The following is a 23,002-nucleotide window of genomic DNA, read 5'->3' on the forward strand; positions in this document are numbered from 1 at the left end:
TTTTGCGACCCGTGCCGCCTTAAGCCTGCGCCGCTTCGCGCGGCGGCTGCTCCACGGTCTCGAACCCCATCGCCTGCACGCCTGCGAGCAGCATCGCATAGGCCGGCGCCAGCAGGTCGGCCGGGCCCTTGACCCCCAGGTCGATATGGCGGCGCGCGAAGCGGTCGCCGCGCTGCACGTCGCCGACCGACGGCAGGCTGAACACACGGATGCCCGGATGCGCCGCTTCGACCGTCTCCATCAGCGGCGTCAGCGTGGACTCTGGCGCCTCGAACACGTAGAAGGCCCGCTCCTGCTGCTGCACCTGGTGGAACAGGTGCGCATAGTCGTGGTCCAGCACCCATTCCATCATCGGCCATGCCATCACCGGGAAACCCGGCATGAAGTGGTGGTGACCGACCGAAAAGCCCGGGATGCGGTTGTAGCTGTTGGGGATGATGCGCGCGCCCTCGGGGAACTCACCCATTTTGAAGCGGTGCTGGTTTTCCGGCTGGTTCAGGTCGGCTTTGACCGGGTCGCCGCCGGCGGTCTCGGCAATACGCAGCGCAATCAGCTCGCGCGCGTCGGGATGCAGCACCAGCGGCACGCCCAGCGCGGCGGCCGCGCACTGGCGGGTGTGATCGTCCGGCGTGGCGCCGATGCCGCCGGTGCAGAACACCACGTCCGGGCCGGCCAGCGTGCGCCGCAGCGTGGCGGTGATGCGGGCGCGGTCATCGCCGACGTATTCGGCCCAGTCCAGCGCCAGGCCGCGCGCGCCCAGCAGTTCGATGGTGCGGCGCAGATGCTTGTCTTCACGCCGCCCCGACAGGATCTCGTCGCCAATGACGATCAGGCCAAAACCCATATTGCCCTCGCTTCAGGAGTTTTCGATGCGGCGCACGTCGCTCGGCGCCAGGTCGATGACGTCGCCGTCAAGCGCCGGCTGGTCCGGCTGAGGCACCGGCGGCTGGGCCGGCACCGCCGCGCGCTCGGACCGCAACTGCGCCAGAGCGCGCAGGCAGAAGTGGCCGAACCACAGCGCCGAGAAAATAAAGATCAGCACATACAGCCACAGCGTGCCGGCCAGCACGAACGGAAACAGGAAGATCACCGCCGCCGACGACACCCACAGCAGCGTCGGCGCCGAGCCCAGCAGCCCCACCGCCACCCCGATCACCAGCAGCGGCGTGCGGTGGCGGCGCACCAGCGTCTTGCGCTCTTCGGCGCTGGCGTGGTCGGCGAGCGCGTCATACGTCATCACGCGGTAGGTCAGCCAGCCCCACAGCACCGGCGGGATCAGCGCAAAGAACGGCGGGATCAGCCATAGCGGCAGCGTCACCAGCACCAGCACCAGGAACACCAGCGTGCTGCCCAGCGACTGGAGCACGCTGCCCAGGATGCTGCCGCCATGGGCCTTGGCCAGGTCCGGGTAGCTGCGCTCCAGGTGGCGCACCACCGCCGGCACCGAGAACACGCCGATAAACATCAGCATCGAGGCAATCACCAGCGGGATCGCCAGCGCCGCCACGAACAGCGGCGCCACGATGGTGCGCATCGATTGCAGGCCGAACCAGTCGAGCGCACTGTAGATCCAGCTGGTCAGGATGGAGGTTTCCAGGAAGCTGCGCGTGGCGCCCATGATGGGGTCCCAGCCCCACCAGAGCAGACCGCCCCACAGCAGCGTGGCCAGGACGAAAGGCAGCACGGTCAGCATCAGCATGCGGGGATGCAGCTGGCTGACCAGCGCGCGGCCAAACGAGCGGAAGATATCGTTCATGCAGTCGAAGGCAAACAGGAGGAAAGGCGCCGGGCGCGGCAGAAGTCCGACTGGGCCGGACCGGCGGCAACCCGGAACACTAGCATACGCCGCTTGCCGCCGCGGCGCGCCGTGTTGCGCCGCGGGTGGAGGACTGCCTCCAGACCCGCCGTTTCAGCGCAGCCGCAGCAGCCGCTTGATGCCGTACCACTGGTGCGCCAGGAAGCCCGCGCCGTAGTCGTGGCCCTTGCCCAGCGGCGGCGGCAGCTGGTCGCGGATGCCGGTCGGATGGTAGGTCTCGGTGAAGACCGCGGTGCCGAGCAGCATGTCCCACCACGGGAAGATCACGCCGTAGTTGCAGCCGCCCAGCTTGGCCGGTGCGCCGTCGGCCTCATGGCCGATGCCCACGGCGTGGTGGGTGCGGTGAAAGCGCGGCGAGATCAGCAGCCGCTCGCCGATGGCGCCGAAGTGCAGCCGCACGTTGGCATGCTGCAGGCTCTGCAGCAACTGCGACAACGCCACCAGCAGCACGTACTGCGACGGCTCCACGCCCACGCCCAGCGCCACCAGCGCGAACACCAGATCGCGCAGCATGTCGTCCAGCAGGTGGTTGCGGTTGTCGCTCCACAGCGTCATCTGGCGCTGGCTGTGGTGCACCGCATGCAGATGCCACCACCAGCGGAACGAATGCGACAGCCGGTGGTACCAGTAGTCGAGGAAGTCGAACAGCAGCAGGTAGACAAAGAAGCTGACCAGCGGCACCGAGGTCACGCCCGGCCACCAGTCTTCCACATTGATGCGGTGCCAGCCCATCAGCCGCAGGTCGCCTTCCAGGGCGTCGGTCAGCGGCGCGAGCAGGAAGAACATGGCCAGCCGGAACAGCCCGAGCCGGTGGATCACCGTGTAGAAGATATCGGTGCGGATGCCGGCGCGGTCGGATACCGGCTCGACCGGGCGCCATTTCTCCAGCGGCCCCAGGATCAATGCCATCACCACGATCTGCACCAGGCCCACCAGCAGCCACTCGGTGCCGGTGAAGGCTTCCTCGGCATAGCGGCCAAACCCGAGGTCGTAGACCACGGGCAGCACCACGTCCTGGAACAGCGTGCCCTCGACCTGGCCGATCCAGCCGTTCAGCGTCTCCCACATCAGCGCCTGCCCTCCTTTTGCCCGACTGGCTGCGGCCTGGCGATCCAGTCGCGGTAGGCCGGGTGCTCGCGCAGCGTCGCGAAACAGAATCCCTTGCGCTCAAGGCCGGCGAGCAGCGGCTCCAGCACGCCGGGCGCCCACGGATCCTTGCGCGACCAGATGCCCAGGTGCGCCATGGTGATATCGCCGTCGCGCAGGTTGGCCAGCGCGCGTTCCAGCAGTGCCGCGTTGGGATAGCGGTCGGACGACAGCTCGTCGCCCAGGAACCCGGCCGGCGCCCAGCCGACGTGGCGGAAGCCGCACTGCTCGGCCCATTGCACCGTCTGCGGCGCGGTGCGCCCGCCCGGGGCGCGCCACAGCGGCACCATGGCGGCGCCGGTCATGTCGTGGAAGGCGTCGGCGCTGCGCCGCAGCTCCTGGCAGAATCCGGCCGCATCCATGGCCATGTCCTTGCCCGCCTGCGCGCCGAACTGCGGCCGCATGGTCACATGCCCGGCGCGCACGCTGCGCAGGTAGACATGGTCGAAGGTATGCGTGCCAAAGGCGTGGCCGTCGGCCACCAGCGACTTCCAGTACGGCGCCCAGGATGGGTCCAGCGAACTGTCCTGGCGCACGGTCGGCTCATTGGCCAGGAAGAATGTGGCGCGGATATGGTGGCGGCGCAGCGTATCGGCGATCAGCTGCGCCTGGCTCATGCTGCCTGTGTCGAAGGTCAGGTAAAGCGTGCCGGCCGGGCACGCCTTGGCGGCAGGCTTGGGCGCGTCAGCCGCCTGCAGCGCAGATGGCAGGCCGCAGGCAAGCGCCAGCGCAGCCAGCAGCCTGCCCAGCCGTCCGGATCGCGATGCCCTGGTGTCATCCATGGTCCCTGCCCTGCCCGGTCAATACAGCGGCGCGCGCGTGCGGAAATAGATGCCGTGCGGCGAGCGCCCGACGCGCACGGTCTTGACCAGCTTGCGGCTGGCCACGTCGACCAGGCCGACCGAGCGCGCCCAGCGGAAGGTGACCCACAGCGTCTTGCCGTCGGCGGTCAGCTCCATGTCGTCCGGGCCCGGCGGCAGGCCGGTGATGTCGCCGACCTTGGTCAGCGTCTGCTGGTCGATGATGCTGATGCTGCTCGTGACCCGGTTGCTGAGGAACAGGTGGCGCTTGTCGCCGACCGCGCGGAAGTTGTGCGCGCCCTTGCCGGTCTGGATCTGCTTGACCACCGTGCGCGTGCGCCAGTCGATCACGGCCACATAATCAGCCCCGGTCATGCCGACCAGCAGGTATTTCTGGTCCGGCGTGACCCAGATGCCCGCCGGCGCCGAGCCGGTTTCCATGCGCCACATCACGTTCTGCGTGACCAGGTCGATAGCCGCCACCTCATTGGAGTCCTGCAGCGTGATGAAGGCGATGCGGCTGTCGGCGGTAAAGGCGATATGGCTGGGGGTCTTGGCCAGCGGGAACTGCTTGGCCAGCTTCAGCGCCTTGCCGTCCCAGCGGTAGAGGTCGACACGGTCGAGCCGGTTGCCGGTGGCGACAAACCACTTCTGGTCCGGCGAGAAGCCGATCTGGTACGGGTCGTCGACATTGGGCACGCGCTGCTGGACCTTGCCCGAGACCGGGTCCAGGAACACCAGGTCGTTGCCGACCGCGTTGGCAACGATCAGCGACTTGTCGTCCGGCGTTGCGATCAGGTGGTGCGGTTCCTTGCCGATCGGGAAGGTCTCCAGCACCTTCTGCGTATCCTTGTCGATCAGCGTGACGGTTGCATCACCTGAATTCAGTATCACCACCACTTCTGCCGATGCCGGTGCGGCCAGCAGGCCCAGCGCCAGGGCGCCCACCGTGAAACCACCAGCTACAACACGACGCAATGCGAACCGCAGCGCAAACATAAGACCCGCCAGAAGAAGACTGAACCGGCGATTCTAACGGTTGAGCACGAAAATCCGCTGACGCCGCGGCCGATCCCGATCAAGATTTTGGCAGATTGTTGCGCCGGAGCGACCATTTGCGGTTCGCCCCGGCATTGCGCCCCGCGCCGGCGCTCAGCGCTGCATCGATTCCCACACTTTCTGCAGCCGCTTGACCGACATCGGCACCGGTGTGCGCAGCTCCTGGGCGAACAGCGCGATGCGCAGCTCCTCCAGCATCCAGCGGAATTCCTCCAGCCGCGCGTCCTCGCCGCCGCGGCCCTGGGTGCGCAGCTGCTTTTCGGCCCGCTGCCACTGCTGCACCAGCGGCGCCATCTCCTGCGTGCGCTGGGTGTCGCGCGCCGGGTCGCCCTTGAGCTTGTCCACGCGCATGGCGATGCCCTTCAGGTAGCGCGGGAAATGGACCAGCTGCGTGTACGGGGTCTCGCCGACAAAGCGCTTGCCCATCAGCCGCCCGAGCTGCGCTTCCATGTCCGCATGAGGCCCGGCGAACGGCTTGGCCTGCAGCAGCTTGCGCGGCAGCCCGGCGTATTCGGCCAGGATGGTCCCCACCAGCCGCGCGATCTCCTGCGCCAGCAGCGACAGCCGGGTGCGGCCCTCGTCCTTGCGCGCATTGAACTCGGCCTCGTTGCGCGGCAGCGGCGCCTGCATGCAGGCACGCTCCAGCGCCAGCATCACGATCTGTTCGCGCAGCATCTCCTGCGTGCCCAGCGTCATGTACTGCATCGCCATCTGCTGCAGGCCCGGGATGTTCTTCTCGATGAACTTGACCTGCTCGCGCAGCTGCAGCGCAAACAGCCGGCGCAAGCCCAGGAGGTGGACGCGGGCGGCTTCCTGCGGGTCGTCGAAGACTTCCACGTCGCAGTGCGTGCAGCGGTCGACCAGCGCGGGGTAGCCGAACAGGGTCTGGCTGCCCTTGCGGATCTCCAGCAGCTCGGGCAGCTCACCGAAGCTCCACCCGGTCAGGCCCTCGTACTTGCCGGGCTCGGCCGCGGCCAGCGGCGCCGCCTGCTCCGGGGACTGGGTTGCCGCCTGTGCCGCGGCTTGCGCGGCCACCCGCTGGAACGACTGCTGCGCCTGCCCGCCCAGCTCGGCACGCAACTGGGCCAGGTTGCGGCCCATCTCAAGCTGGCGGCCGTGCTCGTCGACCACCTTGAAGTTCATCGTATGGTGCGCGGGCAGCGTTTCCAGCTTGAAGTCGGCGCGCTTGACCATGGTGCCGGTCTGCTCGCGGATATCGGCGATCAGCATGTCCAGCAGCTCGCCCTCGCCAAGCGGCTGGCGCGCGACAAAGCCCGCGGCATATTCCGGCAGCGGCACGCAGTGGCGGCGCAGCTTCTGCGGCAGCGACTTGAGCAGCAGGTGCACCTTCTCCTTGATCATGCCCGGCACCAGCCAGTCGGCGCGCTCCTGGCGCACCTGGTTGAGTGCGTACAGCGGCACGGTCAGGGTCACGCCGTCGCGGTGGCTGCCTGGCTCGAAGTGGTAGGTCAGCCCCATGTCCACCCCGGCCACGTTCATGGCCTTGGGGAACAGGTCGGTGGTGATGCCGGCCGCCTCGTGCCGCATCAGCTCGTCGCGGTTCAGGTACAGCAGCTTGCGGTCCTTGCCGCTGTCTGCCTGGTACCACTGCTCGAAGCTGGCCTGCTGGCAGATGTCGGCGGGAATCGCGCGATCGTAGAAGGCGTAGATCAGTTCGTCGTCGACCAGCACGTCCTGGCGGCGAGACTTGTGCTCCAGGTTCTCGATCTCGCGCACCAGGCGCTGGTTGTGCGCATAGAACGGCAGGCGCGTGTCGAACTCGCCCTCGACCAGTGCACGGCGGATAAAGATCTCGCGCGCTTCCTGCGGGTTCATCGGGCCGTAGTGCACGCGCCGGTGCTGGTAGACCACCAGCCCGTACAGCGTGGCGCGCTCCAGCGCCAGCACCTGGCCCGCCTTCTTTTCCCAGTGCGGATCGCTCCAGCTGACCTTGAGCAGGTGGCGGCCCACCTGCTCCAGCCATTCCGGCTCGATGCGCGCCAGCGTGCGCGCGAACAGCCGGCTGGTCTCGACCAGCTCGGCCGCGACAATCCAGCGCCCGACCTTGCGCGCGATCAGCGAGCCCGGCCACAGGTGGAACTTGATGCCGCGCGCGCCCAGGTATTCGCGGCCCTTGCCGTCGCCATCCTCGATGCGGCAGCCGACATTGCCCAGCAGGCCGGTCAGCAGCGCCTTGTGCACCTGCTCATAGGTGGGCTCGCTGTCGTTCAGGCGCCAGCCCTGCTCGGTCACCGTGGTCAGCAGTTGCGAATGCACGTCGCGCCACTCGCGCAGCCGCAGGTGCGACAGGAAGTGGGCGCGGCACTGGTCCTGCAGCTGGCGGTTGGACTTCTTGTGCGCGACCGCGTCCTCGAACCACTTCCACAGCTTGACCCAGCCCAGGAACTCGGACTTCTCGTCCATGAACTTGCGGTGGGCCTGGTCGGCGGCTTCCTGCGCCTCCTGCGGGCGGTCGCGCGGGTCCTGCACCGACAGCGCGCTGGCGATGACCAGCACCTCGCGCAGGCAGTGATGCTCGCGCGCGGCCAGGATCATGCGCGCCACGCGCGGGTCCAGCGGCAGCTTGGCCAGCTGGCGCCCGGTGCCGGTAAGCTGGTTGGCGTCGTCGACCGCGCCCAGTTCCTGCAGCAGCTGGTAGCCGTCGGCAACGGCGCGGCCCAGCGGCGGCTCGATAAACGGGAACGACTCGATCTCGGTCAGCCGCAGTGCCTTCATGCGCAGGATCACCGCGGCCAGCGACGAGCGCAGGATCTCGGGGTCGGTAAAGCGCGGCCGGCCGGTGAAATCGGACTCCTCATACAGCCGGATGCACACGCCGTTGGCAACCCGGCCGCAACGGCCGGCGCGCTGGTTGGCGGCGGCCTGCGAGATCGACTCGACCTGCAATTGCTCGACCTTGTTGCGGTACGAGTAGCGCTTGACCCGCGCCAGCCCGGTATCGACCACGTAGCGGATGCCCGGCACCGTCAGCGAGGTTTCGGCGACGTTGGTCGCCAGCACGATGCGCCGCGCGTTGGACGGCTTGAACACCCGCTCCTGCTCCTGCACCGACAGCCGCGCAAACAGCGGCAGGATCTCGGTATGCGGCGGGTGATGCTTGCGCAGCGCCTCGGCGGCTTCGCGGATCTCGCGCTCGCCGGGCAGGAACACCAGCACATCGCCGGGACCGACGCGGCACAGCTCGTCGACCGCCTCGACAATGCCATCGTACAGGTCGCGCTCGCGCGCCTGCGGGCTGCGCGGCGCGCCCGCGGGCACGGCCTCGGTGATCGGGCGGTAGCGCACTTCCACCGGGTACAGGCGGCCGCTGACCTCGATCACCGGCGCCGGCTTGTCGCCCGAGGCGAAATGCTGGGCAAAGCGCTGGGCATCGATGGTGGCCGAGGTGATGATCACCTTCAGGTCCGGGCGCTTCGGCAGGATCTGGCGCAGGTAGCCGATCAGGAAGTCGATGTTCAGGCTGCGCTCGTGCGCCTCATCGATGATCAGCGTGTCGTAGGCGCGCAGCAGCGGATCGTTCTGAGTCTCGGCCAGCAGGATGCCGTCGGTCATCAGCTTGACCGACGCCCCCGACGACATGGTGTCGTTGAAACGCACCTGGTAGCCCACGTGCTCGCCCAGCGGCGTGCCGATCTCCTGCGCGATGCGTTTGGCGGTCGAGGTGGCGGCGATGCGCCGCGGCTGGGTGTGGCCGATCAGCCCCCCACCCTCGCGCCCCGGGCCGCGCCCGATCGACAGGCAGATCTTGGGCAGCTGGGTGGTCTTGCCCGAGCCGGTCTCGCCCGAGACGATCACCACCTGGTTGGCCAGCAGCGCCGCGGCGATCTCGTCGCGGCGGCCGGAGACCGGCAGGGCCTCCGGGAAGGTGATGGGCGGCAGCGGGTTGACCGGCCTTGGCGTACGCGGCGCACGCGCCTCGCGGGGACCGCGTGGCGGGCGCTGCCCGGCTTCACCGGCCGGCCGGGCAGCGGCTGGCTGCGCACGGACGTCCGGCTTCCTGGCCGGGCCTGGGGCCGGCCGGGGCTGGGTTGGGGGGGCTGGCTGAGCGGCACCGGCGCGCTGGCGCGGCGCGGCGGGTGGTTTAGGCTTGACGGGGCGTTGTTCTGACATTGGCCGGGATTATAATCCGCGGGATGAACGCCAGAACCGACGCGCCGCAGACGGCGCCTGCCTCCTCACCCGCCGCCCCCGTGCCGGCGGAGCCGCCCGCGGCTGAACTCCCCGCGCCTGCCCCGGCCTCTCCCGTGTCCGCCACCCCGGCGCCCACGGCGGCCGAGCCCGAGCGCAGCGGCCCCGACCACCAGCAGTTCGTCGACTGGCTGCGCATGGTGGCGCCGTATATCCATGCCTTCCGCGGCAAGACCTTTGTGATCGCCTTCGCCGGCGAACTGGTCAAGTCGGGCGTGCTCAATGCGCTGGTCAACGACGTCGCCCTGCTGCACGCCATGGGCATGCAGATCGTACTGGTGCATGGCTCGCGCCCGCAGGTGGAAGAACAGCTGGCGCTGCGCCATGTCGAGTCACAGTTCGTCGATGGCGTGCGCGTCACCGACAACGCCGCGCTCGAATGCGCCAAGGAAGCCGCCGGCGAATTGCGCCTGGACATCGAGGCCGCCTTCAGCCAGGGCCTGCCCAATACGCCGATGGCCGGCGCCCAGCTGTCGGTGATCTCCGGCAACTTCGTGACTGCCCGCCCGGTCGGCATCGTCAATGGCACCGACTACCAGCACACCGGCCTGGTGCGCAAGATCGACGCCGAGTCCGTGCGCATGTCGCTGTCGCACGGCAAGGTGGTGCTGCTGTCGCCGCTGGGCTTCTCGCCCACCGGCCAGGCCTTCAACCTGTCGATGGAAGACGTGGCCAGCGCCACCGCGACGGCGCTCAAGGCCGACAAGCTGATCTTCATCACCGAGGTGCCGGGCGTGCCCGACCCGGTCGGCAAGATGATGCAGGAAATGTCGCTGCGCACGGCGGTGGAGCGCCTGCAGAACAACCACCTGCCGCCGGACGTGGCCAACTACCTGCAGCACCTGGTCAAGGCGCTCAAGGGCGGCGTGCCGCGTGCGCACCTGATCCCCTATTCGCTCGACGGCGCGGTGCTGCTGGAACTGTTCCTGCACGACGGCGTCGGCACCATGCTGTCAGACACCGACCTGGAAAGCCTGCGCGAAGCCACGCTCGACGATGTCGGCGGCATCGTCCAGCTGATCGCCCCGCTGGAGCAGGATGGCACGCTGGTGCCGCGCGGACGCCACCTGATCGAGCGCGATATCTCCAACTTCTCGGTGATCGAGCACGATGGCGTCCTGTTCGGCTGCGCGGCGCTCTACGACTACCCGCGCGAGAACATGGGCGAGATGGCCTGCCTGACGGTATCGCAGGAAGCCCAGGGCACCGGCGACGGCGAGCGCCTGCTCAAGCGCATCGAGCGCCGCGCCCGCGCGCTCGGCCTGGAGAAGCTGTTCGTGCTCACCACCCGGACCGAACACTGGTTCCTGAAGCGCGGTTTCGTCCACGCCAACGTCGACGACCTGCCCGAGGACAAGCGCAAGCTCTACAACTGGCAGCGCAAGTCCATGGTGCTGATGAAAAAGCTCTGAAGCCGTAGGGGCAATCGCCGCAGCGCCGCGGCCCGGTGCCCCGCTTGGCTACAATAGCGCCAGCGCCGAAGCTCTAACGAACATACCAAGGAGTCCCCATGGCCCGCATGGTCCAATGCATCAAGCTGAACAAGGAAGCCGAAGGCCTCGACTTCCCGCCGCTGCCCGGCGAACTGGGCAAGAAGATCTGGCAAAGCGTGTCGAAGGAAGCCTGGGCTGGCTGGCTCAAGCACCAGACCATGCTGATCAACGAAAACCGCCTGAACATGGCCGATGCGCGCGCGCGCCAGTACCTGCTCAAGCAGACCGAGAAGTACTTCTTCGGCGAAGGCGCCGACCAGGCCCAGGGCTACGTGCCGCCGCAGTCCTGAACCGGGACCGGCCAATGACAAAAGGGGTGCCTCAGGCACCCCTTTTTGCTTGGCCGCGGACGGCTTTGCTCAGTAGTCAGTGCGCTGCACGCCGTCGCCGGTGCCCAGCAGCAACACATCCGCGCCGCGCAGCGCGAACAGGCCCACCGTGACCACGCCCGGCACCTGGTTGACGGCCTGTTCCAGGCCGCGCGGATCGTCGATCTTCAGGCCGACCACGTCCAGGATCACATTGCAGTTGTCGGTCTTGTAGATGCCGCCTTCCTTGGCCATGCGCAGGCGCGGCTGGCCACCCAGGGCCTGCAGCTTGCGCGCCACCGCGGCACGTGCCATCGGAATCACCTCGACCGGCAGCGGGAAGGTGCCCATGGTCTGGACCAGCTTGCTGCCGTCGGCGATGCAGACAAAGCGCTTCGCGACCGAAGCCACGATCTTCTCGCGCGTGAGCGCCCCGCCACCGCCCTTGATCATGGCGCCGCTGGCGTCGATCTCGTCGGCGCCGTCGACATACACCGGGATCTCGTCGACTTCGTTCAGGTCCAGCACCTTGAAGCCGTGCTGCTGCAGGCGGCGCGTGGAGGCCTCGGAGCTCGACACCGCACCGGCGAAGCGCTCCTTGAATGCCGCCACGGCGTCAATGAAGAGATTGGCGGTGGAGCCAGTGCCCACGCCGAGCACTGCCCCTTCGGGCACTTCCTGCTTCACGTAGTCGGCGGCAGCTTGCGCGACCAGCGTCTTGAGTTCATCCTGAGTCATGACAACAGCCAGATTGCGTTGGGGGAAACGCGTAGTGTAGCGGATTGCGGCGGCAGGTCACGCGGGCGACGGTACAATGGACCGGACCGGGTGCCGTACGCGCACCCCTGATGCCCGCGACCGATTTTGCAGACGCTCAAGCAGACGACCAAGCGACCATGAACCAGCTCGAACAACTCAGGCAATTCACCACGGTAGTGGCCGATACCGGCGACTTCCAGCTGATGAAGCAGTACACCCCGCAGGACGCGACCACCAATCCGTCGCTGATCCTGAAGGCCGTGCAAAAGCCCGAATACCGGCACCTGCTGGAGAAGGCGGTACAGGACCACCACGGCAACGGCGGCGTCGATGCGGTGATGGACGAAGTGCTGATCGCCTTCGGCTGCGAGATCCTGGCGATCGTGCCGGGCCGCGTCTCGACCGAAGTCGATGCGCGCCTGTCCTTCGACACCGAGGCCAGCGTGGCCAAGGCGCGCCACCTGATCCAGCTGTACGAGCAGCGCGGCATTGCGCGCGAGCGCGTGCTGATCAAGATTGCCTCCACCTGGGAAGGCATCCGCGCGGCCGAGATCCTGCAGCGCGATGGCATCCGCTGCAACATGACGCTGCTGTTCTCGCTGGTGCAGGCGGTGGCGTGCGCCGAGGCCGGCGCGCAGCTGATCTCGCCCTTCGTCGGCCGCATCTTCGACTGGTACAAGAAGCAGGCCGGCGAGCAATGGGACGCGGCCGCCAATGGCGGTGACAACGACCCCGGCGTGCGCTCGGTGCGCCAGATCTACGACTACTACAAGAAGTTCGGCTACCCGACCGAGGTAATGGGCGCCAGCTTCCGCAGCACCGCCCAGATCCTGTCGCTGGCCGGCTGCGACCTGCTGACCATCAGCCCCGAGCTGCTCGAGCAGCTGGCCGCCGGCCAGGGCCCGGTGGCGCACAAGCTGTCGGTGGACCAGGCCCAGGCCGCCAATATCGCCCGCATCGCAGCCGACGAGCCGGCCTTCCGCTGGCAGTTGAATGAGGATGCGATGGCGACCGAGAAGCTGGCCGAAGGCATCCGCCTGTTTGCGGCGGATGCGGTCAAGCTGGAGAAGCTGATCGGCGAGATTGCGAAGTAAGGACGGTCCGGGCGGCAACGCCCGGATCCAGGCTCAGCCGGCCGAGGGTGCCGGCTGCGGCCACAGCAATGGCAGACATGCCCCCGCCGCGGCGGACAGCACGATATCCGCGGTCTGGTCCAGCGCCGACGGCTGCGGATTGACCACGATCACCGGCGCGCCATGCTCGCGCGCCAGGCCCGGCAGCCCCGCCGCCGGATAGACCAGCCCCGAGGTGCCGACCACCAGGCACAGGTCGCAGTTCTGCGCCGCATGCTCGGCGCGGTAGCGCGCCACGCGCGGCAGGTCCTCACCGAACCACACCACGCCCGGACGCATCAGCGCGCCGCACAGGTTGCAGCGCGGCGGCATGCCGGGCAGCGCGGTTGCCTCGTTGCAGCGTCCGCACCCGTCCAGCCATTTGTTGGCGAACAGGTTCCCATGCAGCTCGATCACGCCCGCGCTGCCGGCGCGCTGGTGCAGGCCGTCCACGTTCTGCGTGACCAGCGTAAAAGGTTTCTGCGCAGCCAGCGCGACCAGCGCATGGTGCGCCGGGTTGGGATGCACGGCTGCGACCAGCTCGCGCCGGTGCAGGTACCACTCCCAGACCAGCGCGGGCTGGCGGCGGTAGGCGTCCTCGCTGGCCAGCTCTTCCGGGTCGAACTGTTCCCACAGCCCCGTCATCGCGTCGCGGAAGGTCGGCACGCCGGATTCGGCGGAAATGCCGGCGCCGGTCAGCACGAGGATGTTGCCGGCGGCCGCGATCAGCCGGCGTGCTTCCTCAAGCCCCGGCATGTCAAGGAGACCGGAATCAGCGGCCATGGACTTATCGCGGCAGGCGCCGCTGGCGCACGGCTTCGTACAGGCATACGCCGCTGGCGACCGAGACGTTCAGGCTTTCCACGCCACCCGCCATCGGGATGCCGACCAGCTCGTCGCAGGTCTCGCGCGTCAGGCGGCGCATGCCCTCGCCTTCGGCGCCCATCACGATCGCGGTCGGGCCCTTGAAGTCGATGTCATACAGCGACTTTTCGGTGCCGTCGGCGGTGCCGATGACCCAGATGCCGCGTTCCTGCAGCTCACGCAGGGTGCGGGCCAGGTTGGTGACGGTGATATAGGGCACGGTCTCGGCGGCGCCGCTGGCGACCTTGGCCACGGTGGCATTGAGGCCGACGCTGCGGTCCTTGGGGGCGATCACGGCATGCGCGCCGGCGCCGTCGGCCACGCGCAGGCAGGCGCCCAGGTTGTGGGGGTCGGTGACGCCGTCCAGCACCAGCAGCAGCGGCGTGCCTTCGATGCCGTCGAGCAGTTCATCCAGGTTCAGCGCCAGCGCCACGTCTTCGGCACGTGCCACCACGCCCTGGTGGCGGTCGGTGCCGGCCATGCCGCGCAGGCGCTCGGCATCGACCGGATGCAGGCGCACGCCCAGGCTTTCGGCCAGGCGCACGAAGTCCTGCATGCGCCGGTCGCGGCGCGCGGATTCGATATAGACATCGGTCACGCCCTTGGCATCTTGGCGCAGGCGTGCGGTGACGGCGTGAAAGCCGATCAGGAGTTTGTTTTTAGCCATGGCGCGATTGTACTCGCCCTCACGCCCCCGGCAGCCGGCCGGGGGCGTGAGTCGGCGGCATGGCGGCCGCCGCAGGCTTCAGCGCTTGCGCGGGGTGCGCGGGCTCTTGGCCGGCGTCTTGCCCGCCGGCTTGGCCTGGTGCGACTTGGAGGCCGGCTTGCGCGGCTTCTCCAGGTGCGAGGGCTTGGGCTTGGCCGCGCGCTTGGCCGGCTTGCCGCCGGTCTTCACGTGCGGCCTGAGCGGCGTGATCACCGCCTCGAACACCGGCTGCTCCTCGATCACGCGGTCCAGCGTCTCGTCGAACGACTCTTCCGGCTTGGACGAGCCGCCCAGCAGCGCCGCCAGCTGGCGGCCCTTCTTGCGCGCCGGCACCGCATGGGCGGCGGGCACCCGCGGCTGGGTCTCGGTGCCCCCCGCGCGGGCGCGCAGGGTTTTCGCCGACGGCTCCTGCACCAGGCGGAAGTCGATCTTGCGCGCATCCAGGTCCACGCGCGACACCTGCACGCGCACGCGGTCGGTCAGGCGGTAGCGGATGCCGGTGCGCTCGCCGCGCAGTTCGTTGCGGGCCTCGTCGTACTGGAAGTAGTCGCTGCCCAGCTCGGTCACGTGGACCAGGCCTTCCACGTACAGCTCGTCGAGCTGCACGAAGATGCCGAACGAGGTCACGGCGCTGACGGTGCCGGCGTAGTCGCTGCCCAGCTTGTCGCGCATGAAGTAGCACTTGAGCCAGGCCTCGACATCGCGCGAAGCCTCGTCCGCGCGGCGCTCATTGGCCGAGCAGTGCAGGCCGAGCTCGTCCCAGATGGCCTCGTTGCGCCTGGCGCGCGCCGCGGTCAGTTCCGCCTTCTGCTCGGCGTCCTTGGCCTGCAGCCGGCGCGCCTTGGGCGAGATCGCGGTATTCAGCTCGGTCCCGTGCGCAAACGCCGGCTGGTACTTGGTATGTGCCAGCACCGCCTTGATCGCGCGGTGCACCAGCAAGTCGGGGTAGCGGCGGATCGGGCTGGTGAAGTGCGCGTAGGCCTCGTACGACAGGCCGAAGTGGCCGATATTGTCCGGGCTGTACACCGCCTGCTGCATCGAGCGCAGCAGCATGGTCTGCAGCATCGGCGCGTCGGGACGGGACTTGATCTTGTCCATCACCTCGGCGTAGTCCGATGCCTGCGGCTTGTCGCCCCCGCCCAGCGACAGGCCGGCGGTGCGCAGGAAGTCGCGCAGGTTCTTCAGCTTCTCTTCGCTGGGGCCCGCGTGGATGCGGTACAGCGCCGGGTGCTTGAAGCGTTCGAGGAAGTCGGCCGCGCAGACGTTGGCGGTCAGCATGCACTCCTCGATCAGCCGGTGCGCATCGTTGCGCGTGCGCGGCAGGATCTGCTCGATCTTGCCCTGCGCGTTGCAGACGATATAGGTCTCGGTGGTGTCGAAGTCGATCGCGCCGCGCGCGCGCCGTGCCTTGAGCAGGACCTGGAACAGCTCATACAGGTTCTGCAGGTGCGGCACCAGCTCGCCGCGCTTGTGCGCCTCGGGGCCCTTGGTGTTGGACAGCACCGACCAGACCTCGTTGTAGGTCAGGCGCGCGGTCGAATGCATCACGGCCGGGTAGAACTGGTAGCCCTTGAGCTCGCCCTTGGCGGTGATCACGGCATCGCACACCATGCACAGCCGGTCCACGTGCGGATTGAGCGAGCACAGCCCGTTGGACAGCTTCTCCGGCAGCATCGGGATCACGCGGCGCGGGAAGTAGACCGAAGTGGCCCGGTCCAGGGCATCCGCATCCAGCGGCGTGCCGGGGCGCACATAGTGCGACACGTCGGCGATCGCCACGATCAGGCGCCAGCCCTTGGCGCGGCCGATCTTGACCGGCTCGCAATAGACCGCGTCGTCGAAGTCGCGTGCGTCTTCGCCGTCGATGGTCACCAGCGGGATGTCGCGCAGGTCGATGCGGTGGTCCAGGTCGGCCTGGCGCACCTCGTCGGGCAGCGCGGAGGCTTCCTGGGCTGCGGCCGGAGAGAACGCATGCGGCACGCCGTACTTGCGCACGGCGATCTCGATCTCCATGCCGGGATCGTCGATTTCGCCCAGCACCTCCACCACGCGGCCCACCGGCTGCACGTAGCGGTCGGGGAATTCGATCAGCTCGACGCTGACCACCTGCCCCACCCGTGCCTTGCCCTGCGCCTTGGGCGGGATCAGGATGTCCTGGCTGATGCGCTTGTCTTCAGGCGCCACCACCAGCACGCCGCCTTCACTGAGCAGACGGCCGATGACAAAACGGTTGGCGCGCTCGATGATCTCGACGATCTGCCCTTCGGGGCGCCCGCGCCGGTCGTAGCCCACCACGCGCACCTGCGCGCGGTCGTTGTGCATGGCCTTCTGCAGCTCGCGCTCGGGCAAGAAGATGTCGTCTTCACCGTCGTCGCGGATCAGGAAGCCGAAGCCGTCGCGGTGGCCCTGCACCCGGCCGGTGACGAAGTTCGGCTGATGGGCCAGCTCATAGCGGCCCTTGCGGTTCAGCTCGATCTGGCCGTCGCGCTCCATGGCCGCCAGGCGCTTCTGGAAACCGTCATGCTCTTTGCGCGTGACGGAGAGGGCCTTGGCAATATCGCCGGCCGACTGGGGGGATCCCGACGTTCTCAGCACGCCCAGGATTTCTTCCCGGCTGGGGATCGGATAGTTGTTCTGATTCAATTTTTTCTGGAAACTATTTGACAAAATTCTCGCGCTCTCTATAATGAGCGCTTCGGTTGTTTCGACACCTGCCCAGGTGGCGGAATTGGTAGACGCACTAGGTTCAGGTCCTAGCGGTGGCAACACTGTGGAGGTTCGAGTCCTCTCCTGGGCACCAAGTTACCGGAAAACCCGCAGCGCTTTCGAGCCCTGCGGGTTTTTTGTTTTTGACGCCTGTTTCGCGCATCAGATCCGGCAACTTGCACTCCTTGCTTGGCGGCCATGCCGCGATGTCATACCTGCGAGCGTACGGGTTTTTTCCCGTCCGTGAAACCGCGCACCGTACCCCGCGCGGCAGCCGAACCACAACGGTACGGCAATGTCGAGGAGTGTAACAGCTTCAGTGGCGATTCCGGCATTCCACCGGCCATTGGCTGCCACTTCGGCGTATTACCTCCTTCCCTCCCGGTACTCCGCCCTCCTTGCGCTCCTGTCCGTGCTTGACATGCCCGACCATGTGTAACTATCATGGTTTCACATTGCACCTGACATCCCGAGCACAAGCGTTGAGCACAAGCAGCCGGTTCGCCGTGGCGGTCCACATCCTTACCCTGCTCGCCGGTTCGGCCGAGCCGGTGCCCTCGTCGCTGATCGCCGGCAGCGTGGGCACCAACCCGGCGCTGATCCGGCGGCTGATCGGTCAACTGGCTGAAGCCGGCCTGGTGGCGACCACCATGGGCAGCACCGGCGGCGCCACGCTGGCGCGCCCGGCTGCGTCAATCACGCTGCTCGACGTGTTCCGCGTGGTGGAAACCACCGCGCTGATCACGCTGCACCAGAGCGCGCCCAACCCGGCCTGCCCGGTCGGGCGCGAGATCACCGGTGCGCTGCGCAAGGTCGCGGACCGTGCGCAGGCGGCCATGGACGATACCCTTGCCGGCATCACCATCGCCAGCATGCTCGCCGATGTCGAAGGCAACAGCCAGCGCCGCAAGCGCTGAATTTTTTTGCCCCGATATGTAACCACAATGGTTTCATATCAACCTGACCGAAAGAAGGAGTGACCATGAAGATCGCAATCATCGGCGCCACCGGCCGTGTTGGCACGCGCCTGACCGACGAAGCCCTGCGCCGCGGCCACCAGGTGACCGCCATTGCGCGCCAGGCCAGCAAACTGCCCGCACGCGACGGCGTGACCACCGCGGACGTGGACGGCGCCGACGTCGCCGCACTGGCTGCCGCCCTGGCCGGCAACGACGTGGTCATCAGCAGCGCGCGCTTTGCGCAGCTGAACGCGCAGCAGGTGACCTCGGCCGTGCGCCAGGCTGGCGTGCCGCGCCTGCTGGTGGTGGGTGGTGCCGGCAGCCTCTATGTCGCGCCGGGGGTGCAATTGGTCGACACCCCGAACTTCCCCGATGCCTACAAGCCCGAAGCCCTCGCAGGCCGCGACTTCCTCAACGCGCTGCGTAGCGAACAGCAGATCGACTGGACCTTCCTGTCGCCGTCGGCACTGTTCGAGCCGGGCGAGCGTACCGGCAAGTTCCGCGTTGGCGAGGAAAACCTGCTGAGCGACGCAGCAGGCAAGAGCTGGATCTCGATGGAAGACTATGCCATCGCGATGCTCGATGAGATCGAAAAGCCGGCGCATTCGCGCCAGCGTTTCACGGTCGGCTATTAAGCCGGCCGCCGGGGGCCGCCCGTAGCGACAGGCCCCGGCACAAGCGCTTCAGGCCTGCGCGGCGTCGTCCTGGCTGGCGCGCTTGCCGCGCTTGAGCCAGGCGGCCAGGTTGTGCGGGCGCAGCGTGTCGTACTCTTCGAACGGCTGGTGGATCCACGGGTTCGACGGCAGGAAGGTCACGTGGTAGTCCGGCTCGACCTTCGAGCACGCCTTGTACCACAGCACGGCCGAACGCACCTCGGTTACGGCCGGATAGCGTTCCTTCAGGTGGCGGCCCACGCGTTCCAGCGTGATGCCAGAATCCACCAGGTCGTCGACCAGCAGCACCCTGCCCGTCAGTTCGCCGCGGGTCATGGTGATGTACTGCGCGATGTCCAGGTTGCCCTGCTGCGTGCCCGCGGCCTCGCGGTAGCTGCTGGTGGCCAGGATGGCCAGCGGCACGTCGAAGATGCGCGACATCTGGTCGCCCACGCGCAGCCCGCCGCGCGCCAGGCACAGGATCTTGTCGAACTTCCAGCCCGACTCATGCACGTTCAGCGACAGGCGTGCGATCAGGCGATGGTATTCGTCCCAGGAGACCCACAGGTTCTCGTCATCGTTCGTTGGCAGGTTCATCGTTTTACTCTTTGTATCGTCGGGTCGGTTGACCGATATGGCTCGGCCCGCTTGCGCGGGCCGATTTATTTCTGGCGGGCCGCAGCGCTCGTGGCGCCGCAGCCTGGTGGTGGGCTGCTGCCGGGTCAGGCCTTGTACGGATGACGCAGCAGGATGGTCTCGTCGCGGTCCGGGCCGGTCGAGATCATGTCGATCGGAATCCCGACCACTTCTTCCACGCGCTTCAGGTAGACGCGGGCCTGCTCGGGCAGCGCGTCCCACGTCTTCACGCCGAAGGTCGACTCGTTCCAGCCGGGGAATTCCTCGTAGACCGGCACGCAGCGAGCCACGGCATCAGAGCCGCGCGGCAGGATGTCGACGGTCTTGCCGTCGAGCTCGTAGCCCACGCACAGCTTGATGGTTTCCAGGCCATCGAGCACGTCCAGCTTGGTCATGCACAGGCCCGACACGCCGTTGATCTGCACCGAGCGCTTGAGCGCGGCGGCATCCAGCCAGCCGGTGCGGCGCGGACGGCCGGTGACCGAACCGAATTCCTTGCCGACGTTGGCCAGGCGCACGCCGACCGGGTCCTGGCGCGACGGGTTGTCGTTGTCGTACAGCTCGCTCGGGAACGGGCCCGCGCCCACGCGCGTGCAGTAGGCCTTGGTGATGCCCAGGATGTAGTTCAGGCGGCCCGGGCCGACGCCGGCGCCCGCTGCGGCAGCACCGGCCACGCAGTTGCTCGAGGTCACGAACGGATAGGTGCCGTGGTCCACGTCCAGCAGCGTGCCTTGCGCGCCTTCGAACATCAGGTTGCCGCCGGCGGCATTGACCGCATACAGCTCGGCCGACACGTCGGCCACCATCGGCGCCAGGCGCGGCGCGTAGGCCAACGCTTCGTCCAGGGTCTGCTGGAAGTCCACGGCTTCGGCGCCCAGGTACTGGGTCAGCATGAAGTTGTGATAGTCCAGGTTCTCGCGCAGGCGTTCGGCGAACTGCTGCGGATCGAACAGGTCCTGCACGCGCAGCGCGCGGCGGGCCACCTTGTCTTCATAGGCCGGGCCGATGCCGCGGCCGGTGGTGCCGATCTTGGCGGCGCCACGACGCGCTTCGCGCGCCTTGTCGATGGCAACGTGGTACGGCAGGATCAGCGTGGCGGCCTCGGAAATGCGCAGGCGGCTCTGCACCTGCAGGCCGGCGCCTTCGAGTTCTTCGATTTCACGGAACAAAGCTTCGGGCGACAGCACCACACCGTTGCCGATGTAGCAGACCGTGCCGTCACGCATGATCCCGGACGGGATCAGGCGGAGAATGGTCTTCTTGCCACCGATGATCAGCGTGTGGCCAGCGTTGTGGCCACCCTGGAACCGCACCACGCCCTTTGCCTGGTCGGTAAGCCAATCGACGATTTTTCCTTTGCCTTCGTCACCCCATTGGGTGCCGATCACGACGACATTGCGTCCCTGGCCTACTGCGGATGCGGACATATTGCTTTGGTCAATAGGTTAAAAACGTATTCTACTCTTGTTGCCGGGCGATTCTCGATTTTTGGGCACGCCCGGCGCCCAAGCGTCAGCGCGGCACCACGGCCCAGCCGGCATCCTGGCGCACCAGCTGCCGGTCGCAGTTGAATTCATCGAGCTCGTGGGTATGGCCGGGCAGCGACTGGATCACGATCTCGCCGGCCGCGCGCAGCGCGGAAATCGCGGCCCGGAGTGCCGGATCCGCATCCCAGGGCGCAAAAATCGCCTGGGCGCGCACTTCCACAGGCGACAGCGCAGCCACTTCTCGCAGATCCAGCGAGAATCCCGTGGCCGGGCGCGCCCGGCCGAAGGCTTCGCCCACCTTGTCGTAACGGCCGCCACGCGCCACGTAATTGGGCAGGCCGGCAACATAGGCCGCGAACATCACGCCACTGTGATAGTGGTAACCGCGCAAATCCGACAGGTCGATATTCACGCTGGCACCGCGCACCTGCACCGCCAGTGCCGCCAGTTCATCCAGCGCGCGGCCGATGGCCGGGCTGGCCGGCAGCGTCGCGCGCGCGCGCTCGATCACGTCCACGCCGCCGTACAGCGTCGGCAGCGCCAGCAGCGCATCGCGCTCGGTCTGCGGCATGCCCACGGTCAGTTCGCGCAGGGCCGGCACATCCTTGGTTTCCAGCGCGGCAAAGAGCGCGTCCTCGATCTTGCGGATCGACGGTAGGCCCGCCAGCAGCGCTTCCAGAATGCCGGCATGGCACATGTCGATGCGGACATCGGACAGCCCCGCCGCCTGCAGCGCGGCCAGCATCAGGTCCTGGATCTCGACGTCGGCTTCCAGGCCGGCATGGCCATAGATCTCGGCGCCGATCTGGATCGGCTCGCGCGTGGCGTGGAAGCCCGCCGGGCGCGCATGCAGCACGTTGCCCGCGTAGCACAGGCGGGTCACGCCCGGGCGGTTCAGCAGGTGCGCGTCGATGCGCGCCACCTGCGGCGTGATATCGGCACGCAGGCCCATGGTGCGGCCCGACAACTGGTCCACCAGCTTGAGCGTGCGCAGGTCCAGGTCATGGCCGGTGCCGGTCAGCAGCGACTCCAGGTATTCCAGCATCGGCGGCATCACCAGCTCATAGCCGTAGGTGCGGAACAGGTCCAGCATGCGGCGGCGCAGTTCTTCGATCTTGCGCGCTTCCGACGGCAGCACGTCGGCAATGTTTTCTGGCAGCAGCCAATGGTTGGACATAGTGAATCTCTTCTCAGTCAATCTCTTCTCAGTCATTCTGACCACCTCGCGAGGCAATGCCCCCAAGGCACCGGTCCTTGACCAGAAACGTCATCGCAGGCGCCACGCGCCCGCGCCATCACTCGGCGAGGATGGCTCCAGCCGGACAAAACCCCGGCAAGCCGGGGTTTCGTCAATTCGCCACACGGACAAGCGACGGTGCTAGCGCTTGCCTCCGGATCCGCCCGAGGCGGCCGCGGCGGCACCGCCGCTGGAACGCATGTAGCGGAAGAACTCGGAGTTGGGCTCAAGCACCAGCACGTCGCGCTTGTCGCGGAAGGTGTTGCGGTAAGCCTCCATGCTGCGCCAGAACTGCGCGAACTGCGGATCGCGGCCAAACGCGTCGGCATAGATCTGCGAGGCCTTGGCATCGCCCTGGCCCTTGATCACCTGGGCGTCGCGGTAAGCCTCGGCCAGCACCACTTCGCGCTGGCGGTCGGCATCGGCGCGGATCTTCTCGCCCTCGGCGGCGCCGGTGGAGCGCAGCTCGTTGGCCACGCGCTTGCGCTCGGCCTCCATGCGGCGGTACACCGATTCGCTGATCGCGGGCAGCAGGTCAACGCGCTTGAGGCGCACGTCCAGGATCTCGACGCCGACCGACTTGGCATATTCAGCCATGCCGTTGCGGATGGCCTGCATCACCTGCTCGCGCTCGCCGGCGACCACGTCGGCCACGGTGCGCTTGCCGAACTCCTCGCGCGCCACCGAGTCGATGCGCTGGGTCATGCGGTCCTGCGCGCCGCGCAGGTTGCCGCCGAAGGCGACGAAGAACTTGCGCGGATCGGTGATGCGCCACTTGACGAACCAGTCCACCACCATGCTCTTCTTCTCGGCGGTCAGGAAACGCTCGTTGGCGGCGACGTCGATGGTCTGCAGGCGGCGGTCCATGAACACCACGTTCTGGAACGGCGGCGGCAGCTTGAAGTGCAGGCCGGGCTCGCGCACCACCTGCTTGATCTGGCCGAAGGCGAACACCACGGCGTACTGGCGCTGGTCGACCACGAACAGCATGGACGAAACCACGGCCAGCAGGATGAAAAAGCCAATCGCGAAGGAAATCAGTCGGTTCATGA

19 protein-coding genes and 1 tRNA gene are annotated in these 23,002 nt (G+C 67.6%); 6 read left to right on the top strand and 14 right to left on the bottom strand.

Annotation, left to right across the window (positions count from 1 at the left end; all coding sequences use genetic code 11):
- Positions 1-19 precede the first annotated feature (19 nt).
- The 6 genes from AC3WLE_RS26280 to hrpA form a co-directional block, all read right to left on the bottom strand.
- A complete protein-coding gene (locus tag AC3WLE_RS26280; RefSeq protein WP_492319900.1) occupies positions 20-844 on the bottom strand; it encodes a competence/damage-inducible protein A in 825 nt (274 codons plus the stop codon).
- Positions 845-856: 12 nt separating this feature from the next.
- Entirely contained in the window at positions 857-1,756 is a 900-nt protein-coding gene (locus tag AC3WLE_RS26285) for an EI24 domain-containing protein (protein WP_492356944.1), read from the bottom strand.
- 153 nt (positions 1,757-1,909) lie between these two features.
- A complete protein-coding gene (locus tag AC3WLE_RS26290) occupies positions 1,910-2,884 on the bottom strand; it encodes a sterol desaturase family protein (RefSeq protein ID WP_011615615.1) in 975 nt (324 codons plus the stop codon).
- Positions 2,884-3,744, bottom strand: coding sequence for a polysaccharide deacetylase family protein (locus AC3WLE_RS26295; protein ID WP_492356943.1), 861 nt, complete (start codon positions 3,742-3,744; stop codon positions 2,884-2,886). Before AC3WLE_RS26295 ends, AC3WLE_RS26290 begins: the two co-directional genes overlap by 1 nt.
- A gap of 18 nt (positions 3,745-3,762) precedes the next feature.
- The gene (locus AC3WLE_RS26300) at positions 3,763-4,761 is read right to left on the bottom strand and encodes a YVTN family beta-propeller repeat protein (RefSeq protein WP_492319897.1); all 999 of its coding nucleotides are present in this window, start codon (positions 4,759-4,761) and stop codon (positions 3,763-3,765) included.
- Between the two features lie 153 nt (positions 4,762-4,914).
- On the bottom strand, positions 4,915-8,952 hold the full coding sequence (gene hrpA, locus AC3WLE_RS26305) for an ATP-dependent RNA helicase HrpA (protein WP_492363599.1): 4,038 nt from the start codon (positions 8,950-8,952) through the stop codon (positions 4,915-4,917).
- A gap of 134 nt (positions 8,953-9,086) precedes the next feature.
- On the opposite strand from hrpA, the gene argA reads away from it, so the two are divergent.
- Together argA and AC3WLE_RS26315 are read left to right on the top strand one after the other, a co-directional pair.
- Positions 9,087-10,442 (top strand): amino-acid N-acetyltransferase, encoded by a 1,356-nt coding sequence (argA, locus tag AC3WLE_RS26310; RefSeq protein WP_492357321.1) that lies wholly within the window; start codon positions 9,087-9,089, stop codon positions 10,440-10,442.
- 98 nt (positions 10,443-10,540) lie between these two features.
- The gene (locus AC3WLE_RS26315; protein ID WP_010809445.1) at positions 10,541-10,813 is read left to right on the top strand and encodes an oxidative damage protection protein; all 273 of its coding nucleotides are present in this window, start codon (positions 10,541-10,543) and stop codon (positions 10,811-10,813) included.
- 69 nt (positions 10,814-10,882) lie between these two features.
- Here the strand turns inward: AC3WLE_RS26315 and rpiA are convergent, their stop codons facing one another.
- On the bottom strand, positions 10,883-11,569 hold the full coding sequence (rpiA, locus tag AC3WLE_RS26320; protein ID WP_492357320.1) for a ribose-5-phosphate isomerase RpiA: 687 nt from the start codon (positions 11,567-11,569) through the stop codon (positions 10,883-10,885).
- Positions 11,570-11,727: 158 nt separating this feature from the next.
- Here rpiA and tal point away from each other — a divergent pair, with 158 nt between their 5' ends.
- The gene (gene tal / locus AC3WLE_RS26325; RefSeq protein ID WP_492319893.1) at positions 11,728-12,684 is read left to right on the top strand and encodes a transaldolase; all 957 of its coding nucleotides are present in this window, start codon (positions 11,728-11,730) and stop codon (positions 12,682-12,684) included.
- 33 nt (positions 12,685-12,717) lie between these two features.
- On the opposite strand, the gene AC3WLE_RS26330 is transcribed toward tal, so the two are convergent.
- From AC3WLE_RS26330 to rnr, 3 genes are all read right to left on the bottom strand, one after another.
- Positions 12,718-13,485 carry an SIR2 family NAD-dependent protein deacylase gene (locus tag AC3WLE_RS26330; protein WP_492357319.1) on the bottom strand — a complete coding sequence of 256 codons (768 nt, stop codon included), beginning with the start codon at positions 13,483-13,485 and terminating at the stop codon, positions 12,718-12,720.
- A 4-nt stretch (positions 13,486-13,489) separates the two neighbouring features.
- Positions 13,490-14,233, bottom strand: coding sequence for a 23S rRNA (guanosine(2251)-2'-O)-methyltransferase RlmB (rlmB, locus tag AC3WLE_RS26335; protein ID WP_010809441.1), 744 nt, complete (start codon positions 14,231-14,233; stop codon positions 13,490-13,492).
- A 78-nt stretch (positions 14,234-14,311) separates the two neighbouring features.
- The gene (gene rnr, locus AC3WLE_RS26340; RefSeq protein ID WP_492319891.1) at positions 14,312-16,915 is read right to left on the bottom strand and encodes a ribonuclease R; all 2,604 of its coding nucleotides are present in this window, start codon (positions 16,913-16,915) and stop codon (positions 14,312-14,314) included.
- Between the two features lie 70 nt (positions 16,916-16,985).
- Between rnr and AC3WLE_RS26345 the strand changes: the two genes are divergently transcribed.
- The 3 genes from AC3WLE_RS26345 (at position 16,986) to AC3WLE_RS26355 (ending at position 18,572) form a co-directional block, all read left to right on the top strand.
- Positions 16,986-17,072, top strand: a tRNA-Leu gene (locus AC3WLE_RS26345).
- 388 nt (positions 17,073-17,460) lie between these two features.
- Positions 17,461-17,895 (top strand): Rrf2 family transcriptional regulator, encoded by a 435-nt coding sequence (locus AC3WLE_RS26350; RefSeq protein WP_492319890.1) that lies wholly within the window; start codon positions 17,461-17,463, stop codon positions 17,893-17,895.
- Positions 17,896-17,960: 65 nt separating this feature from the next.
- Entirely contained in the window at positions 17,961-18,572 is a 612-nt protein-coding gene (locus tag AC3WLE_RS26355; protein WP_492319889.1) for an NAD(P)-dependent oxidoreductase, read from the top strand.
- 48 nt (positions 18,573-18,620) lie between these two features.
- Here AC3WLE_RS26355 and AC3WLE_RS26360 read toward each other — a convergent pair whose 3' ends face one another.
- The 4 genes from AC3WLE_RS26360 to hflC all read right to left on the bottom strand — a co-directional run bounded on the left by AC3WLE_RS26360 (position 18,621) and on the right by hflC (position 23,000).
- Positions 18,621-19,187: a phosphoribosyltransferase gene (locus AC3WLE_RS26360; protein WP_492319888.1), complete on the bottom strand. Its 567-nt coding sequence runs from the start codon at positions 19,185-19,187 to the stop codon at positions 18,621-18,623.
- A 125-nt stretch (positions 19,188-19,312) separates the two neighbouring features.
- The gene (locus tag AC3WLE_RS26365; protein WP_492319887.1) at positions 19,313-20,653 is read right to left on the bottom strand and encodes an adenylosuccinate synthase; all 1,341 of its coding nucleotides are present in this window, start codon (positions 20,651-20,653) and stop codon (positions 19,313-19,315) included.
- An 85-nt stretch (positions 20,654-20,738) separates the two neighbouring features.
- Positions 20,739-21,890: an ATP phosphoribosyltransferase regulatory subunit gene (locus AC3WLE_RS26370; RefSeq protein WP_492319886.1), complete on the bottom strand. Its 1,152-nt coding sequence runs from the start codon at positions 21,888-21,890 to the stop codon at positions 20,739-20,741.
- Between the two features lie 201 nt (positions 21,891-22,091).
- A complete protein-coding gene (gene hflC / locus AC3WLE_RS26375; RefSeq protein ID WP_010809434.1) occupies positions 22,092-23,000 on the bottom strand; it encodes a protease modulator HflC in 909 nt (302 codons plus the stop codon).
- Positions 23,001-23,002: the final 2 nt, after the last annotated feature.

This window comes from Cupriavidus sp. FW306-1B-F12B, assembly GCF_058781795.1.